The organism is Natronobiforma cellulositropha (assembly GCF_025629245.1).
Taxonomy (GTDB): Archaea; Halobacteriota; Halobacteria; order Halobacteriales; family Natrialbaceae; genus Natronobiforma; species Natronobiforma cellulositropha.
The window spans coordinates 13415-31989 of sequence record NZ_JANZXN010000028.1 but is presented as its reverse complement, the minus strand read 5'-3'; the positions used below and the strand labels follow the sequence as shown (position 1 = coordinate 31989).

Annotated in this window: 6 protein-coding genes and 1 pseudogene; 4 read left to right on the top strand and 3 right to left on the bottom strand. The window is 64.5% G+C overall.

Translation table 11 applies throughout. The features are described 5' to 3' along the window. Positions 1-106: 106 nt before the first annotated feature. From N0B15_RS12405 to N0B15_RS12390, 4 genes and pseudogenes are all read left to right on the top strand, one after another. Positions 107-1318, top strand: a pseudogene (locus tag N0B15_RS12405) (RNA-guided endonuclease InsQ/TnpB family protein); the annotation flags it as partial. A 14-nt stretch (positions 1319-1332) separates the two neighbouring features. Beyond that, positions 1333-1785 (top strand): nicotinamide riboside transporter PnuC, encoded by a 453-nt coding sequence (gene pnuC / locus N0B15_RS12400; RefSeq protein ID WP_263020023.1) that lies wholly within the window; start codon positions 1333-1335, stop codon positions 1783-1785. Positions 1786-1790: 5 nt separating this feature from the next. Next, positions 1791-2795, top strand: coding sequence for an AAA family ATPase (locus N0B15_RS12395; protein ID WP_263020022.1), 1005 nt, complete (start codon positions 1791-1793; stop codon positions 2793-2795). Positions 2796-2910: 115 nt separating this feature from the next. Beyond that, positions 2911-4110, top strand: coding sequence for a redox-regulated ATPase YchF (locus N0B15_RS12390; RefSeq protein ID WP_263020021.1), 1200 nt, complete (start codon positions 2911-2913; stop codon positions 4108-4110). Between the two features lie 21 nt (positions 4111-4131). On the opposite strand, the gene N0B15_RS12385 is transcribed toward N0B15_RS12390, so the two are convergent. The 3 genes from N0B15_RS12385 to N0B15_RS12375 form a co-directional block, all read right to left on the bottom strand. Beyond that, the gene (locus N0B15_RS12385) at positions 4132-4737 is read right to left on the bottom strand and encodes a TMEM175 family protein (RefSeq protein ID WP_263020020.1); all 606 of its coding nucleotides are present in this window, start codon (positions 4735-4737) and stop codon (positions 4132-4134) included. Positions 4738-4837: 100 nt separating this feature from the next. Further along, a complete protein-coding gene (locus N0B15_RS12380; protein ID WP_263020019.1) occupies positions 4838-5719 on the bottom strand; it encodes a DUF5518 domain-containing protein in 882 nt (293 codons plus the stop codon). Between the two features lie 72 nt (positions 5720-5791). Next, positions 5792-18313 carry a right-handed parallel beta-helix repeat-containing protein gene (locus N0B15_RS12375; protein ID WP_263020018.1) on the bottom strand — a complete coding sequence of 4174 codons (12522 nt, stop codon included), beginning with the start codon at positions 18311-18313 and terminating at the stop codon, positions 5792-5794. Positions 18314-18575: the final 262 nt, after the last annotated feature.

Here is an 18575-nt window from a genome sequence, read left to right as displayed (position 1 = left end):
TCCGGTGGGTTGTACACACTCTCCACCGGATTCTCACATTCCTAGTTACTGACGATTCTAGCTCGGGGTCTCTGGATGTGTCGCTGCGCTAAACTAGAACGGATGACAAGTCTACAACCACTTCCTCCACCGTCTCAACCGAACCGACCAGACCTCGGCATACAGCGAACAGAAACTCTTGCCGAGCCTCAAGAAGTGGTGGGGCGACCTGAAGAGCGTTCACTCGAAGGTGCTTCAGAAAGTCGTTCAGCGGTTGTACGACAACCTCTTCACACTTCGCGGTCGCAAAGAAAACGGCTACCGCGTCGGCACCCTCAAGTGGAAGGCACCGGGCGAGTACCGCAGTTTCACCTACAGTCAATCTGGCTTCGAGCTCAAGAACACGAGTGGTCGGACGCGATTGTGGCTCTCGAAACTCGGAGAAATCCCGATCACTTTCCACCGTCACCTTCCCGATGACGCCGAAATCAAGACCGTCACGGTCAAGCAGGAGCCCACCGGGAAGTGGTACGCCATCGTCGGGGTCGAGACTCCCGACGACCCGCCGGAGAAACCCGAGAATCCCGAGAAGTGCGTCGGTATCGACGTAGGGATTCTCAAGTACGCACACGACACGGACGGAACTGCCGTCGAATCCCTCGACCTGTCCGACGAACGCGAGCGGTTGGAACGCGCCCAACGCGACCTCTCGCGGAAGGAACACAGTTCCTCGAATTGGAAGAAACAGCGCCGCGTCGTGGCCGAACGTCACGCCGACCTGAAGCGCAAGCGGCGAGACTTCTTGCACAAACTCTCGAACTACTACGCCCGCGAATACGACCTCGTGGCCGTCGAGGACTTGGACGCGAAGGGACTGGTCGAACTCCCGGGCAACTCGCGGAACCGGGCGGATGCGGCGTGGGGGAGGTTCCTGCGGATGCTTGAGTACAAGTGCGAACGCGAAGGAACGCACTTCGTCGCCGTAAATCCGCGTGGCACGACGAAAGAGTGTGCGGCATGCGGCGTCTCGACGGATAAGCCGCTGTGGGTACGCGAACACTCTTGCCCGGCGTGCGGTTTCGAGGCAGATAGAGACGCGAATGCGGCGTGGAACATTCTTTCTCGCGGCATCAAGAAGCGGTTAGGAGCGGGACGCTCCGAATCAACGTCCTCAGAATCGCACGGCGATTCTGATGTGCGAACGAGAGCGCCGCTCTCGTCAACGCCTGTGGAGACTGCGCTCCCTGCGGATACACCCGTATCTGCAAAGCGCGTCGTTGAAACAGGAAGCCCCACCCTCAAGCGCGAGGGCGTCAGCCCGAGCGGTAGGGTGGGGTAGTTCACGGCGAAGTGATGCTCAACGTGGGCTACTACGTGCCGATCCAACTGGTCGGGCTCTACCTCTGGAGCGCCACGCCGCTCGCCGATACCGTCGATACGGTCAGGGTCCGGTCGCTCACCTGGAACCAGCGGGCACTGGTCGTAACGGGTGCCGTCGCGGTGATCGGTGGCTACGCGCTCGTGTTGGATGTACTCGGGGGAACGCTCCCGCTGTTCGACTCGGCGAGTACGGTCCTCTCGGTCGTCGCGATGGCGCTGCTGGTCGTTCGGGCGACCGAGCAGTGGGTGTTCTGGATCACGGTCAACCTCCTCTCGATCTACATGTGGAGTGCGATCTACCTCGCCGACGGCGTCGGCCTGGCGATGGTGGTCATGTGGACCGCCTACCTGGTCAACTCCGTCTACGGTCTCTACAACTGGCGGCGACTGGCAGACGCACAGCCGACACCGCCACCGGCCCGGTGAGTTCCATGACGACCGGACTCTTCCTCGGGAAGTTCGCCCCGCTCCACGCCGGACACCAGTACGTCATCGAGACGGCACTCGAGACGGTGGACGATCTGATCGTCCTCCTCTACGACGAGCCGGCGGTCGTCGCGATTCCGGCGACGACGCGAGCAGCGTGGATCGAACGACTCTATCCCACCGTCGAGGTCCACATCGCGTGGACCGGTCCGCGGGAGGTCGGGTACACGACAGCACTGAAACGGCGACACGAGGAGTTCGTCCGTGAGCGTCTCGGCGGCCGGGCGGTGACGCACTTCTTCTCGAGCGAAGCGTACGGCGAACACATGAGCGAAGCCCTCGGAGCGGTCGACGTCCGCGTCGACCAGCCGCGAGCGACCGTGCCGATTTCGGCGTCGGCCATCCGGGCGGATCCGTACCGCCACCGCGAGTACGTCGACCCCCTCGTCTACCGCGACCTGCTCACGTCAGTCGCGCTCGTCGGCGGACCCTCGACGGGAAAGACGACGCTCGCTCGCCGTCTCGCGGCCGAGTACGGCACCACGTGGTGTCCCGAGTACGGACGGACGTACTGGGCCGAACACAACATCGACGGCCGTCTCACGCCGGCACAGCTGGTCGAACTGCTCGAGGAACACCGACGGCGGGAGTATCGACACGCCCACGAGGCGAACGGGTACTTCTTCGTCGACACGAACGCGATCACTACCTACGCGTGGTGTCGGTACTACCACGACGACGCACCCGATGCTCTCTACAGCTACGCCTGTGAGACCGGCAGACGGTTCGACCACGTCGTCCTCTGTGGCGACGATATCCCGTTCGAGCGAGAAGACGGGCGCTCCGGTCCCACGAACCGGACGCGTCTCAGCGCCAACACCGAGCGTTTCTCACCCGGCACAATATCCCGTTCACCGAGGTTCGTGGCGACCTCGAGCAACGCGTCGAGCAGGTTCGAGCGGTGCTGGAGCGCTCTCCGGAGAAGCTCTCGGGAGTCGAGCAGTAGCTGAACGACGTGCGAGCGACCGCGGTCGGTGTGACACCGACTGTTGCAGTGGCAGGCGTGTGCATACCACCGTCAGCGCAGAACACAAGCCGTTTACGGTCACTTCACCAGAAATGTTCATGAGCGGCAGTTACCGGATCGGACTCGTCGGCAAACCCTCCGTCGGCAAGTCCTCCTTCTTCAACGCGGCGACGATGAACGACGTGCCCGAGGGAGCCTATCCCTTCACGACCATCGACCCGAGCGTCGGCGAGGCCTACGTCCGCGTCGAGTGTGCAGCGCCCGAGTTCGACGAGACGTGTACGCCCAACACCGGCTACTGTGACTGTGGAACCCGGTTCGTCCCGACGAAACTCGTCGACGTCGCCGGACTCATCCCCGGCGCACACGAGGGCAAGGGTCTCGGCAACCAGTTTCTGAGTGACCTGAACGAGACCGACGTCCTCGTCCACGTCGTCGACTTCTCGGGCCAGACGGATATCGAGGGCGAAGCCACCGAGGGCCACGACCCCCGCGAGGACATCGCCTTCCTGGAGGAGGAACTCGACCAGTGGTATCTCGGCATCTTAGAGAAGGGCATCACCCGCTACGAGTCGGGCTACACCACCGAGGAGGACGCCATCGAGGAGGAACTCGCGACCCAGATGAGCGCGTTCAAGACGAACGAAGACCAGATCAAACTCCTGATCCGGCGGCTCGACCTCGGCTTCGACCCCGCCGCATGGGACGCCGACGACAGGCTCGCACTCGCCCGCGAGATTCGGATGGCGACCAAGCCCATGGTCATCGCCGCGAACAAGATGGACACCCCCGAAGCGCAGGCGAACTACGAGGAGATCACGGCCGACCCCGACTACGAACACCTCACCATCGTCCCCGCGAGCGCCCACGCCGAGAAGGCGCTGAAGTCCGCCGCGGAGGCGGGCGTCCTCGAGTACCGCCCCGGCGACGACGGCTTCGAGATCCTCGGCGAGGTCTCACCCCAACAAGAGGAGGGACTCGAGCAGATCCGCGAGTTTCTCGACGCCTACGGCGCGACGGGCGTCCAGGCGGCACTCGAGAGCGCCCTGTTCGACGTCCTCGGCGTCGTTCCGGTGTTCCCCGGCGGGGCGAACGGCCTCGGCAACGAACGCGGCGAGGTGCTCCCCGACTGTTATCTGATCCCGTCCGACTCGACCGCGGAGGACTTCGCCTACAGCCTCCACACCGACATCGGCGACGGCTTCCTCTACGCGCTCGACTGTCGCACCAAACGCCAGCTCGGCAAGGACTACGAGGTCGAGCCACGCGACGTGATCGAGGTCGTCACGACGAACTGACGGCCGCGTCCGTCGCACCGCTCACGATCGAGTTCCCCCGGGGTAGTAGCGGACCCAGAGCGCCTGGAGTGGAACGATGAGGATCGGCGTGAAGAAGGCAGCCTCGAGACTGATGGCGGCGACGCCGATCGAGAACAGAAAGACCACCGGTGAGATCAGCCCGCGAACGGCGATCAGCCAGCCGAGGCGACGGTCGATCGACTCGGCGGTGAAGTCTCGAGCGACGGCGTAACACCAGACGAGCGTGAGCGAGCCGCCGACGAACGCGAAGTTGATCGCGTACAGCGTCCAGGTGAAGTGCGTCCCGTACGTGCCGAGCAGTTCCGTCGGAAACGGGAGGAAGGAGACGGTGAGTAAGAACAGGAGGTTGAGGTAGAGGAGGACGCGGTCGTGGCGGACGATGTTCTGAAACAGGTTGTGGTGGATGATCCAGTAGAGACCGACGACGGCGAAGCTGAGCAGGTAGCTGAACAGCAGCGGCCACTGTGCCGTCAGCGCCCCCGGTAGCGCTCCGGGGTCGACGTCCGGAATCTCGAACTGTAACACCAGCAGAGTGAGCACGATGGCGAACAGGCCGTCGCTCAGCGCGTCCATCCGGGTGGTGTCCTCACCCTCGAGCAGTCGCATCGGGTCGAGAAACGACGGCGAGCGTCGAATAGCTGGCTAGCGACTGCAGGAGGCGAGACCGGAGACGGCCAGTCTTCGAGAGCGAGGGTGTCTCGAGTGTCTACGCGCTCGAGTGCGCCGAGACGATCGGTTCGCCGTGGCTGTACTTTCGCAGCAGGTAGACGACGGAGACGAACCAGAGCGCCACGAAGAAGCCGTAGACGGCGTCACCGGCGGGGTTCACTGAGTTTCGGGTGGCAGCCCCAACGTAGACGAGGGCGGAGACGGCGACCGGGAAGCCGACGTAGATCGGGACGGTGGGTGTCCAGGCGTCCGTCGCCCGCGGTTCGGTCGCGTCGATGAAGAGTCCGACGAAGGTGACGGCGGTGAGCGCGTACAGACCGAGCAGGCCGAGGACCGCGACGGCGAAGCCGGCGCTGCCGTCGGGGGCGAGCCACAGCACAGCGCCCACGACGGGCAGGGTGACGAGCGCGTAGACAGCGATCGAGACGGTCCAGCGCGTGGGTGTGCGCTCGAGGTGTCTCTCGTCGCTGCCTCGGCGCGCGCGGTGTCTCGTGGTCACCCAGTCGGCGAGGAGTGCGCCGGCGAGTGTGAGGAGAACGGTGACTCCCACGCCGAAGCCGACGGTGAGCACGGTGAAGGCGGCAGCGAGGAGGGTGCTCGAGGAGAGGGTCCCGGCCGTGGTGGCGGCGGAGACGACGGAAGCGGCGACGACGAGGGGGATGGCGAGCGAGCCAGCGAGACCACACCAGCTGCCAGCGCGGTGGGTCTCGGTCCCCCGGCCGCTGTACCGGTAGCCGACGTACAGCCCCGCGAGAAACAGCGGCGTGCCGGAGAACGTGGAACTGACGACGAGGGGATCCTCGGAGACGAGACCACTCGAGAGGGCGACCGTCACCGGAACCGTCGCGAGACCGACGAGGATCGCGAGGCGCAGCGACCCGTCTTCGAGCGCGTCACGGAGGCGAGAGAGCGGGTTCATAGCGGTTGGCTGCCAGTTCACTGAGCAGCAATATCAACCTACCGACGTGTGCGAGACGACGGTGGACGGGTCTCAGTCGCGAGTGCGTCCGGCGAGCAGCGCGACGAGCAGCAAGACGACGACAGCGAGCACGAGACCGAAGCCGGGGAGGCTCTCGGTGTCGTCTGCGCCGGCCGCGTCGTCCGTGTCAGTCGCGTCGTCGTCAGCCGCGGAGTCCGTATCGTCCGCGTCCTCGGCTGGCGGTTCGACGACGACCGCCTCGAGGTCGTCGGAGAGGTCGACACCGGCCGCCTCGAGCGCGAGGGCGTAGGTGCCCGGCTCCGTGAAGGTGTACTCGAGGACGATACTCGAGGTATCACCGGCGGCGAGCGAGACGGATCGGCTGTCGAGCGTCTCGCCGTCTGCGAGCAGCGCCACGGTGTGTTCGCCGTCGGCGTCGCCGACGTTCTCGAGGTCGACGGTGACGGTGACGAGCGTGCCGTCTGTGGTCTCGAAGACGTCCTGGTCGGTGACGGTACCGACGAACGCGGCCGAGGGCTCCGGTTCGGGTTCCGGTTCGGGTTCGGGGTCGGATCCGGACCCGGACCCGGACCCAGTTCCGGGCGACGGCGACGGTCCACCACCCGAGGAGGGCGTCGCGACGCTGAAGGTCGTCGTCTCCGTCGCCGGGTTTCCAGCCTCGTCGGCGACGGTGAGCGTGACGGTGTAGGTCTCGCCCTGCTCGAGTGCGAACGTGTGTTCGGCGCTCGAGGCGGTGATCGAGGTGTTCGCCGAGCCGGTCACGTCGTCCCCGTCGAGGGTGAGCGCGACCGAGGAGGTGTCGATCCCCGACAGGTGATCCTCGTAGGCGAAGCTGACGGTCACCTCGTCGGTGTCTGCGGCGAGCGTCGAGCCGTCGGTCGGGGTGACGGCCGTGACCGTCGGCGACTCCTCGTCGACGATGAGCGCACCGTAGGTCGAGAAGCCGTGGACGGTGGCCGTGACGAACGGGTCGCCGCCGTCGTAGGTGACGCTCGAGTCGACGGGACTCCACTCGCCCGCGCCGTCGTGGTGGTGGAGCGTGACGTCGCTCGCACTGGCACCAGTCGGGAGCGCGTCCTCGTCGATGGCCATCGAGATGGTCGCTCCTTCGATCGTGCCCTCCGCGAGGTAGTAGTCGAGGAGGTCGTGGAGGTCGGCGGTCAGGAAGCCGACGCCGACGGCGGAGCCGTCGAGGTTCGCGTTGACGGTGTTCTCGGAGAGCGCCAGGTAGAGTTCCTGGGTCGTGAGCGCCTCGTTTGCGTCCTCGATCAGGTCGAAGTCGATCGAGGTGCCGGTCTCGGGGATCACGATTTTTCCGTCTGCGAGCGTGAACGCCGTGTTGACGACGACCGAGGCGTTCGCACTGCCCTCGTTTCCGGCCAGGTCGGTACCGGTCACGGAGACGGTGTAGTTGCCCGATTCGTCGAACTCGAGCGTGCCCGTGAAGGTCGTGCTCGTGCCGTCGCCGTCGCCCATCGTCACGTCCGCAGACGAGGTCGTCCCGTCCGGTTCGACGACTGTGGCGGTCACGGTGGGCGTCCCGGCGAGCGGTTCGTCGCTCTCGAGGACGACCGTCGCGTCCTCGTTGTCGACGTCGGTGAGCGTGACGGCCATACCCGGCCCCTCGCGGTCGATCACGAGCGGGTCGGCGTCGGCTGCGAAGCCGGCGATGCCGTACTCGTCGATGGCGATCACGGAGAGTTCGTACGCGCCGTCGTCCGGGATGGACCCCGGTGCGTCGCGGTCGATCGGGATCTCCACGAACCAGCGGTCGCCGGTGTTGTGGGTCGCCTCGACGCTCGTCGCGTAGGTCGTCTGGAGCGAGGAGACCACCAGCGTGATCGACTCGAGGTCGTGGTCGGATTCGACGTCGATCGCGACGGTGGCGTTCTCGCTCGCGTAGACCACGTCGGTCTCTAACTCGAGGTCGTAGCCGCTCGAGTGTCCCGCGACGTCCGCGATCGAGGGGTCGACGACCGGTTCGACGACGTCGACCGTTCCGGCCGAGCGGTCGCCGAGGGTGAGTTCGTAGGTGCCTAGCTGGTCTGGCTCGAATGTGATGTTGAGCGCGCCCAGGTGGTACCAGCCGGGTGAGAGGGTCATCGACTGGGAGCCGACGGTCGTCGTCTCACCCGTCTCGAGGTGGGTCGCGTTCAGCGAGATCTCCTCGGGGTCGTCGATGGTTCCCGCCTGGTAGATGCTCCCGATGACGTGGGTGTGGCTGCCCAGCGGAATCTCGACCTCAGAGGTCGACGCCGCGATCACCTGGATATCAGACTCGGCGGCGAGCACCTCGATCGTTCCGGCGTTTCGGTCACCCAACTCGAGGTCGTAGGTCCCGGGCTCGAGGTCGAACGTGATGTTGATCGCACCCAGGTGGTAGAAGCCCGGCGAGAGCGTCACCTCCTGGCTGCCGAGGACATCGGTTTCGTTCGTCTCGGTGTTCGTCGCCGTCAGTTCGATCGTCTCCGTTCCCTCGATATTTCCGCTCTGGTGGATACTGCCGACCGTGTAGGCCTCCTCGCCTTCGATCTTCTCGACTTTGGAGGTCGACGCCGCGATGACCTGAATGTCCGATTCGGCTGGCTCGACCTCGATCGTTCCGGCGTTACGGTCGCCGAGTTCGAGATCGTACGTCCCGGGGTCGAGTTCGAACGAGATGTTGATCGCACCCAGGTGGTAGAAGCCCGGCGAGAGGGTGACCTCCTGACTGCCGAGGGTCGTCGTATTTCCGGACTCTGTGTTCGTTGCCGTCAGCTCGATGGTTTCCGTTCCCTCGATATTTCCGCTCTGATGGATACTGCCGACCGTGTAGGCCTCCTCGCCTTCGACCTTCTCGACTTCGGAGGTCGACGCCGCGATGACCTGGATGTCCGATTCGGCTGGCTCGACCTCGATCGTTCCGGCGTTACGGTCACCCAACTCGAGGTCGTACGTCCCGGGGTCGAGATCGAACGAGATGTTGATCGCCCCCAGGTGGTAGAAGCCTGGCGAGAGGGTGACCTCCTGGCTGCCGAGGGTCGTCGTATTTCCGGTCTCGGTGTTCGTCGCCGTCAGCTCGATGGTTTCCGTTCCCTCGATATTTCCGCTCTGATGGATACTGCCGACCGTGTAGGCCTCCTCGCCTTCGATCTTCTCGACTTCTGAGGTCGACGCCGCGATTACCTGGATGTCCGATTCGGCTTCCTCGACCTCGACCCATCCCGCATCGCGGTCGCCGAGTTGGAGGTCGTACGTCCCGGGTGCGTCGGGTTCGAACGTGATGTTGATCGCCCCCAGGTGGTAGAACCCCGGCGAGAGCGTGACGTCCTGGCTGCCGATGGTCGTCGTATTTCCGGTCTCGTTGTGCGTCGCCGTTAACTCGATCGTCTCGGTTCCGCCTTCCTCACCGGCCTGGTAGATGCTGCCGACCACGTAGGTCTGCTCACCCTCGATCAGTTCCACGTCGGCGACCGAAGCACCGACGACCTGGATGTCGGAGAGTGACGCTTCGACCTCGACTGAGCCGGCGTTTCGCCCGCCTAACTCGAGATCGTACGTCCCGGCTTCGTCGGGTTCGAACGAGATGTTGAGCGCGCCCAGGTGGTAGACGCCCGGCGAGAGCGTGACGTTCTGCGTGCCAGCCGTGGTCGTCTCGTTCGTTCCCCGGTGGGTCGCGTTCAGGGCGATTTCCTCGGTCCCTTCGACATTTCCTGCCTGATAGATGCTGCCGACGACGTGAACCTCCTCACCGACGGTGAGGTTGTAGCCGTCCGGCGAGGCGGCGATGACCTGGATGTCAGAGACTGCTGGCTCGACCTCGATCGTTCCGGCGTTTCGCCCGCCTAACTCGAGATCGTATGTTCCTGGCTCGTCCGGCTGGAAGGTGATGTTCAGAGCGCCCAGGTGGTAGAAGCCCGGCGAGAGCGTGACCTCCTGACTACCGAGATCGACGGACTCGTTCGACTCGACGTGTGTCGCCGTCAGGTTGATCGTCTCGGTTCCCTCGACGTTGCCAGCCTGGTAGATGCTGCCGACCGTGTAGGCTTCCTCGCCTTCGATCATCTCGACTTCGGAGGTCGACGCCGCGATGACCTGAATGTCGGATTCGGCTGGCTCGACCTCGATCGTGCCGGCGTTACGGTCGCCGAGCTGGAGGTCGTACGTCCCGGGGTCGAGTTCGAACGAGATGTTGATCGCCCCCAGGTGGTAGAAGCCCGGTGAGAGCGTTACCTCCTGGCTGCCGACGACCGTCGTCTCGTTCTCGGTGTCCGTCGCCGTCAGGTTGATCGTCTCGGTTCCCTCGACGTTGCCAGCCTGGTAGATGCTACCGATGGTGTAGGCTTCTTCACCCTCGATCATCTCGACTTCGGAGGTCGACGCCGCGATGACCTGGATGTCGGATTCGGCTGGCTCGACGTCGATCGTCCCGGCATTTCGGCCACCCAACTCGAGGTCGTACGTCCCTGGGTCGAGATCGAACGAGATGTTGATCGCGCCCAGGTGGTAGAAGCCCGGTGAGAGCGTTACCTCCTGGCTGCCGACGACCGTCGTCTCGTTCTCGGTGTCCGTCGCCGTCAGTTCGATCGTCTCGGTTCCCTCGACGTTGCCGGCCTGGTAGATGCTACCGATGGTGTAGGCTTCCTCACCTTCGATCATCTCGATTTCGGAGGTCGAGGCCGCGATGACCTGAATGTCCGATTCGGCTGGCTCGACCTCGATCGTCCCGGCATTTCGGCCACCCAACTCGAGGTCGTACGTCCCTGGGTCGAGATCGAACGAGATGTTGATCGCGCCCAGGTGGTAGAAGCCCGGCGAGAGCGTGACCTCCTGGCTGCCGATGACGTTAGTCTCGTTCGTCTCGGTGTCCGTCGCCGTCAGGTCGATCGTCTCGGTTCCCTCGACGTTGCCGGCCTGGTAGATGCTGCCGACGGTGTACGCTTCCTCGCCTTCGATCATCTCTACCTCCGAGGTGGAGGCTGCGATGACCTGGATGTCCGACTCGGCTGGCTCGACCTCGACGATGCCAGCCGACCGGTCACCGAGGTCGAGCTCGTACGTCCCCGCCTCTTCGGGTTCGAAGGTAATGTTGAGCGCACCCAGGTGGTACCAGCCCGGACTGAGCGTGACCTCCTGGCTGTCGATTGTCGTCGTATTGCCCGTCTCGAGGTTCGTCGCGTTCAGCGCGATCTCCTGTGGGCCTTCGGTCGTCCCCGCCTGGTAGATGCTGCCGATCACGTGCAGCTGCTCGCCCTCGGTCAGCTCGGTCTCCGAAGCCGACGCCGCGATCACCCGCACGTCCGTGTAGGCGTTCTGGACGTTGAGCGTCCCGAGGTCGAAGCCGTTGAGCGAGAGGGAGACCGACGCGGTGAGTTCACCCTCGGGCATCTCGAAGCCGGAGGAGTTCCACTCGAGCGTGGCCGCCCCCTGTGCGAGACCGGGATCGACGGTGACGGTCGTGGTGTCGACGACCTCGCCGTCGACGAGCAACTCGAGCGTCTCGTTGCCCGCGATCTCCCCGCTGTTGTACAGGTTGGCGCTGACGGAGAGGGTGTCACCGAGTGGGAGGGGTTCGGGGTCGACGTCCGCGCCGTAGACGACGACGTTCGACTCGGGTGCCTCGACGACCGTGACCGTCCGCGTCGTCGTGTCGAAGGCGTACTGATCGTCCTCGATCGCGAGGAAGACCTCGTACTCGCCGGGTTCGTCGTAGACGTACGTCGTCACCGGATCAGTCGTGTCGACGTACGATTTGTCGCTGGTGAAATCCCAGTAGTAGGTGAGCGACTCACCGGCGGGCGGCGTCGACGCGCTCGCGTCGAAGGTCACCGGCTCGCCAACGACTGCCGTCGCGGGGTCGTAGGTGAAGATCGCGTGTTCGATCGGAACGAGCGATACGTCGAGCGTGGTGGTCTCGTCTTCCTCGATCGTGACACCCTCGACGGTGGTCCCTTCGTAGCCGATCGCAGAGACGGACACGTCGTAGGTTCCAGGCGCGAGTTCGATCGCGTACGATCCGTAACTGGGCGAGCCGGACGTCACCGCTCCGGTGTCGACGTTCGTTGCGGTGATCGTTCCACTGTAGATGGTGTCGCTTGTCTCGTCGTCGGTCAGCGTCCCCGAGAGCGTCCCCGGGTCGGGGACCGGCTCTAGGTCGACGTCCTCGACGGTCGTTCCGTCGGCGGTGATCTCGACGTCGGTGACGGTCGTCTCGAGGTAGTCCTCGGCGCTGACGACCAGCGTGTAGGTGCCGGTCGGTAACGAGAGGTCGTAGGAACCGACCTCGGCCGACTGCGAGAGTGCACCGATGCCACCGTCGTCAGACGAGTCGGCACTGGCGGTTTCGGCGAGTGCGCCGAAGCCGTCGTCGTCGAAGGCGAGCACCTGCGCACCCTCGAGCGGCGAGCCGTCGCCGGTGACGGTGCCCTCGAGCGTGCCGGTGTCGGGTGCGTCGACGCCGGTTTCACCGAAGACCCCGAACGTCGAGAACTCGGTGATGCCGTAGGCGGCGACGAACCCCTCGTCGAGGTCGGGACCCGTGACGAAGGTGTCGTTCGCGGGCGCGTGCCACTCGCCGTCGGTGTCGTAGCGCCAGATGCGCAGCGAGGTCTCTTCGATCTCGCCGAGGTCGGTCTCGTCGTAGGAGACTCGTAGCTGGTCCAGTTCTGCAACGTCGCTGGTGTTCGTGATCTCGACGACGTGGCCGAGCGCGTCGACACCCCCGGGGAGCGTCCCTGGTTCGCCCGCGGCGTTCAGGCGAACGTCGCTGCCGGTCGCGGAGACCGTGGTGTTCCCGAGGGTGAGCGACTCGAGCCAGTTGGTCGCGCCGTCACCGAGTTCGGCGTCCGTCTCGCTGTCGAGGACCGTCGCGTTCGTGACCGTGTTGTCGGAGCCACCCACCACGATGCCGGTGGTGGTCCCCTCGAGTGTGACCTCGGAGACCGTGTTGTTCGTCGACTCGCCGGCGAGGCGGACGCCGGTCCCGGTGAGGTTCGAAACGGAGACGTCGGTGACGACGTTGTCCGCGCCGCCGGCTTGCACACCGCTGGCCAGGCCGGTCGAGACCGTGAGCGCCGTTCCGGAGCCGTCCCTGACCGTCAGGTCCGTCACCGTCGTCGACTCGCCGAGGAGGGCGAACCCACCCTGGCTGTCGGCAATTTCGACGCCGTCGAACGTGTTCCCGGTGTTTTGATCGGGACCGACGTGGACGGCGTTCAGGCTGGCGTCGGTGATCGTGACGTTCGAGAAGACGTTCCCGCTCGAGCGACTGGGGAGGTTCAGATCGCTCTCACTATTGTTCTCGAGCGTAACGTCGCGAAGCTCGTTGTAGTCGGCGTTACTCAGCGAGATCCCACTGCCGCCGTTGCCGCTCGCGTAGACCGACTCGAGTTCGTTGTTTGTCGAAGCGGTACCGCCGGAAAGGTCACCGACGAGGTAGATCCCGGTACGATCGTTGTCCGTCGTCGTCACGTTGGTGAGCGTGTTTCCACGGCTCTGACCGATTCGGATGCCGTGCACACCGTTACCGGAAACCGAGACGGTGTCGATCGTCGTCCCGACGGGGCGACTCTCGAGGTTCACTCCATACTGGCTGTTGTCGTCGGCGGTGACGTCGGCGAAGTTGTTGTTGCCGGTCGACGCCTGCACGCCGACACGGTTCGCCGACGCGTCGACGCCGACGAACTCGTTACCGCTTCCCGACCCCATCCGGATGCCGTCGCCGTTGGTGCCGGTCGCGGTGACGTTCGTGAACTGGTTGTTGTGACTGAAGCCGCCTGCCCAGCCGACGTTGATCCCCGAGAAATCGTTATCCCGAACCGTCAGGTTCGAGATCTCGTTGTCGTTCGCACTCCTGAGGTAGAAGCCGCCGTTGTTGCGCTCGCTGCGAACGTCCGTCAGCACGCTATCTTCGACATTTCTGAAGGCGACACCGACGTCCCAGTCGGCGACATCCACGTTTCGCACGGTGACGTTCGTGACCGTGTCGTCGGGACCAACGTGAATACCGTACTGCGTACTCGAGCCAAGGTTCTGGCCCTGGATAGTGTGGCCCTGCCCGTCGAAGACCACGTCGCTCGAGTCGATCACGATGGCCGTCGAGTCGTCGGTGAGGTCCGCACCGAGCAGGTACGTCCCTGGCACCGTGATGGTCGTGCTCTCGGTGATCGTCACCGGCCCGTCGTGAGCGATCGAGACCGAGGCCGTGGCGACGTCGTCGTCGCTTCGAACCGTCACCTCGCCGGTGCCGACGTCACTCGCCTCGGGCGTCCAGGTGAGCGTCGCCGTGTGCGTCGCTCCCGCGGCGAGCGTCAGGTCCTCGAGTGAGTCGACGACCGAGCCATCGAACGCCTCGAGTTCGACCGTCTGTGTTCCCTCTTCGTTGCCGGTGTTCTCGACGGTGACCTCGACCTCGAGGGGCTCGCCCGCGGCCACCGGCGAATTGGTCCCGTCGATGCTGAGATCGAACGAGACGTCGGGGGCGTCCTCGTAGAGGCCGAACGTCCCGCTCTCGGTGATCGTCGCCGTCGCCGTGCCCGCGTGCGTGTCGATGGTTTCAGAGACCTCGTTCCAGTTCGAACCGTCGTGGGCCCAGACGTCGAGTGTGTCCGGGTAGTGGAGGTCGCTGGCGTCGTAGTGGAACGTGACCTCGAGTGCGGCATCGTCGGGATGGCCGGCGACCTCGAGTGGGGTTCCCACGGCAGTCTTCTCGGGCGGTGCGACCGATCCGGCCGCCGGCCCGAACGCGACGTCGGTCGCCTCGAAGTCGAGCGTCGTCTCGCCCGTGCTCGCGGTGCCGACGGTCACGTCGGTTCCGGTGACGTTCTCGAGCGCGTGTCGCCAGTTTTCGTCGGCGAAATCACCGACGGTGACGGCCCACTCGCCGCTGTCGAGAACCGTGTCACCCGAGAGCGTGACGCCGTCGGAATCGGTGATTCTGATGCCTGTCTCGCCACTGTCGCGAACGGTGTTGTTGACGAGCGTCGCGTCGTTACTCGAGCGTGCGACGTTGATACCGTGGCGCTCGTTACCGATCGCGGAGTTGTTCAGGAGATCGATCTCTCGAGCGCTGCTGTCGATGAAGAAGCCGTCTCGTTCGTTGTCGATCGCCCAGTTATCGACGAAAGTATTGTTCACTTGACCGTTGAACGCCCGGAAGCCGTTCCGGGTATTCGCGACGGCGGTGTTGTTCTCGATCCAGTTGTCGCTGGCGCTGACGACGCTGAGGCCGTGCTGGTTGCCCTCGAGGTAGTTGTGGATGGCGGTGACGTTCGACGTACTGGTGTCGAGGTAGACGCCCGAGAGCTGGTTGCCGGTCGCGTTCGTGTACTCGATGACGTTGCCGTCGCCAGACTCACGAATGGCGATCCCGTTGACGTTGTTCGCGACGGTGTTGTGCGTGTACGTGTTGTTCACCGACGATTGCGGGTCGGCAATCCCGGCCCCGTTGTTCCCGGTCGCCGTGTTGTTGACGACGTACATCTCGTCGCCGAGGATACGGATGCCGTCCGCGCTGTAACTCTCGTGGCCGTTGTCGGTGACGACGTTGTGGGCAATGGTGACGTTCTCGTTGTTCGAATGGAAGAAGATTCCCGAGCGGTCGTTCCCAGTGGCGGTGACGTACTCGATCGTACTGTCGTGGATGGTGTGGAGGTAGAGGCCGTCCTGCCCGTTGTTGCTCACCGTCACGTCGCTAATCTCGACACCGACGCCGTCCCTGACGCGAAGTCCAGCGTTGGTGCTCTCCTCGATGGTGACGCCGTCGACGGTGAGGTCTTCGACGTTGCGTGCACCGAAGCCGTTCTCCCAGTTCGTGAGGGTGACGTCCCGGACGTGAACGTTCGCCGGGTCCAGCTGTGGTGACCACGAGATGCCGACCTCCCCGACAGCGATACCCTGCGAGTCGCTCGAGCCGTCACCGGTGATGGTGTAGCCGTTGCCGTCGATGGTGACGCCACCGACGTCGACCTGGATACAGGTCGAGTCACCGGAGAGGTCGCCCTGCAGTTCGTAGTAGCCAGGCTCGTCGATGGTGGTACACTCGGTGAGGGCGATTGGATCCGGTTCCGTCTCGACACCGAAGAGGCCGACGGTCTGACTGTTTCCGCTGAGGCTGGTCAGGTTCGCGGTGACGGTGTTGGCCGTGGTGTCGACCGTCGACTCGAGTTCGTTCCAGTCGCCGTCGTAGCGGTAGAGCGTGAGCGAGTCCGCCTCGAGCGTCGGTGACGGCTCGTAGTGCACCGAGAGGTTGACCCAGCCCTCGAACCAGGGTGAGCCTCGTGCGTCCGCAACGTCGACGTAGGTACCGAGTGTATCGAGCCCATCCGGCGGGTTGACCCCGCTGAACTCCCCCGGTTCGACGTCGACATCGTGACCTTCGAACGAGACGACGGCCGTCTCGAGGTCGAGCGTTTCGACGTGATTCTCGCCAGCGTTCGCCTCTCGGTAGGCGGTCTCGGTCTCGCGAACGACGTTGTCGACGAGGAGGGTTCCGGTCGCCGAGTGAGTGAGTTCGAAGGCACGGTCGCCGCTGTCGACGATCGTGTTCTCACGGAACTCGTTATTATCGTCTAGAACCCGAATTGCGGTGTTGAAATTCCCGCCATCCTGGTGGCTGACGTTGTTCCCCACGAAGGTGTTGTTCGACGTGTCAACGATGAGAGGATGTAACGTATTGTGGGAAATTGTCGTATCCACGATGGTGTTGTTGTCGGATGAGAAGCGGAACCAGAACCCGTTCGAATTCCCCTGGATAGTCGCGTTTGCCACCGTGTTGTGCGTGCTGGTGGAGGTGACGCGCATACCGTCCTGTGCATTGTCGAGCGAGGAGATGCGCTCGAACGTCGAGTTGGTCACCGAGTTGAGAGAGAACCCACGTGCATCATTGTTCGCTGCAACGGTGTCGACGACGGTGACGTTGTCCGACCATTGAATCGAGATGCCATGGTTCGAGCTACTGTTCGTTGCCTCACTGTCCCGAATCTGGGCGTCCGTCACCCCGTCGAGTTCGATGTTCCTGTCGTTGAGGGTTGCAGTCACGTCTTCGAGTGTGAAGCCGGTAACGTCTTCAGCGAGGATACCGCGGAACCAGCCGTCGGCCGACACGTTGGTGACGGTCACGTCGTCGGCGAGATCGTGGACGTAAATCCCGTAGGAATTCGACTGGAGATCGACGCCGGTCACGTTGTAGCCCATGCCGTCGAAGTGGACATTCGGCGCGACGATCTCGATACACGTCTCGTTCCCGACGATGTCACCGGCGAGTGCGTACGGGCCCGGCCGGTCGATGACTTCACAGCCGGTAATCGGCTGGTCCGGAATCTCGCCGTGTTCGTCAGCCCACGCGTCGTGGTGGCCGTGGGTCCCGAGGAGAACACGGGAGCCCTCGCTCGAGGCAGCCGTGCCGGTGTCGAACGCGTAGAGGTGACTCCGGTCGTCGCTCAGCGGTGCGGCGTCGGCGGCGACGTAGACGACGCCGTCTGCGACCGTCGGCGAGGAGCGAACCTGGCCGATCGTCTCGGCGCTGTCGAGTTCCGCGCCGGTGTCCGCCTCGAGCGCGTAGAGGTTGCCGTCGCTGCTGCCGACGTAGAGGACGCCGTCGGCGATCGTCGGTGAGGAAACACCCCGGACGTCCTCGTTGGTCCAGAGGATCGACCCGTCGGCGGCGTTCATCGCGTAGGTGCCGTTGGTCTCCTGCCTGCCGGTCACGTAGAGGATGCCGTCGGCGACCGTCGGCGTCGCGCTGACCACGCCGGTGTCGAACTCCCACCGCTCCTCGCCGGTAGATGCGTCGAACGCGTGGATCGCCCCGTTGTAGATCATCGTGGGATCGCCGCCGGGTTCCGGATCCTGTTGTTCTCCCGCCCCGCTCCCGATGTAGAGCGTGTCGTCGACGACCGTCGGCGACGAGGAGAGGAGGTTGCTCAGGAAGGTCTCCCACTCGACGTCGCCCGTCTCGACGTCGATCGCGACGAGCATCCCCCGCAAGGCGACGTAGACGGTGCCGTCGTGGACCGTCGGCGCGACCGCCTGCGTGCCGTCGTTGTCCGGGCGATCGTCGTAGACCCACTTCACCGAACCAGTCGCCGCGTGGAGCGCGTAGAGGTCGTTGTCGCCGTTGTGGACGAAGACGAGTCCGTCGGCGACGGTCGTCGCCCGAATGTTCCCGCCGTAGTTCGGGTTCGGACTGAGGTCCTGTCGCCAGATCTCCGCACCCGTCTCCGCCTCGAGCGCGACGACGTAGCCGTCCTGGCTCGCGGCGAAGACCGTGCCGTCGACGACCGAGGGTGAGTCGGCGACTCCCCACGTCGACCCCGGATTGACGTCGACACGCCACTCCTCTGCGCCCGAGTCGGCATCGAAGGCGTAGACGGTACCGTTGGCGCTCCCGATGTAGACCGTCCCGTCGACGACCGTCGGCGACGTGCGGCCGACGCCGTCGTTCTCCCCGCTGATCGGTACCTCCCACAACGCATCGAGGGCAGGTGACCCGTCACTCGAGATGGACTCGGTCGAACTGAAGTCGCTCGAGGGGGCGCTCACCGCCGACCCGGGCATCCCCACGACGACGAACGGAAACCAGACAGAGCCGACCATGAGGACCGAGAACACGATCGCAGCGAGTCTGACCGCCGGTCGCGGACCCCCACGTGGAGACCGCCTGGCAGACGACCGCCGTCTCTCAGATCCGTTCGACGCACGCAACCGTCGGCTCGCACCGGCGAGGAACCCTCGTCTCGCCATTCCCCCTGCTTTGGCAACCATTCGGCCAATAACCATTTCTACGCGACTCTCAGCGAGAGTAGATACTCAATGCTCGCTGAGTTAGATGTACCTTAGGAAGTTACCTCGTGGTGAG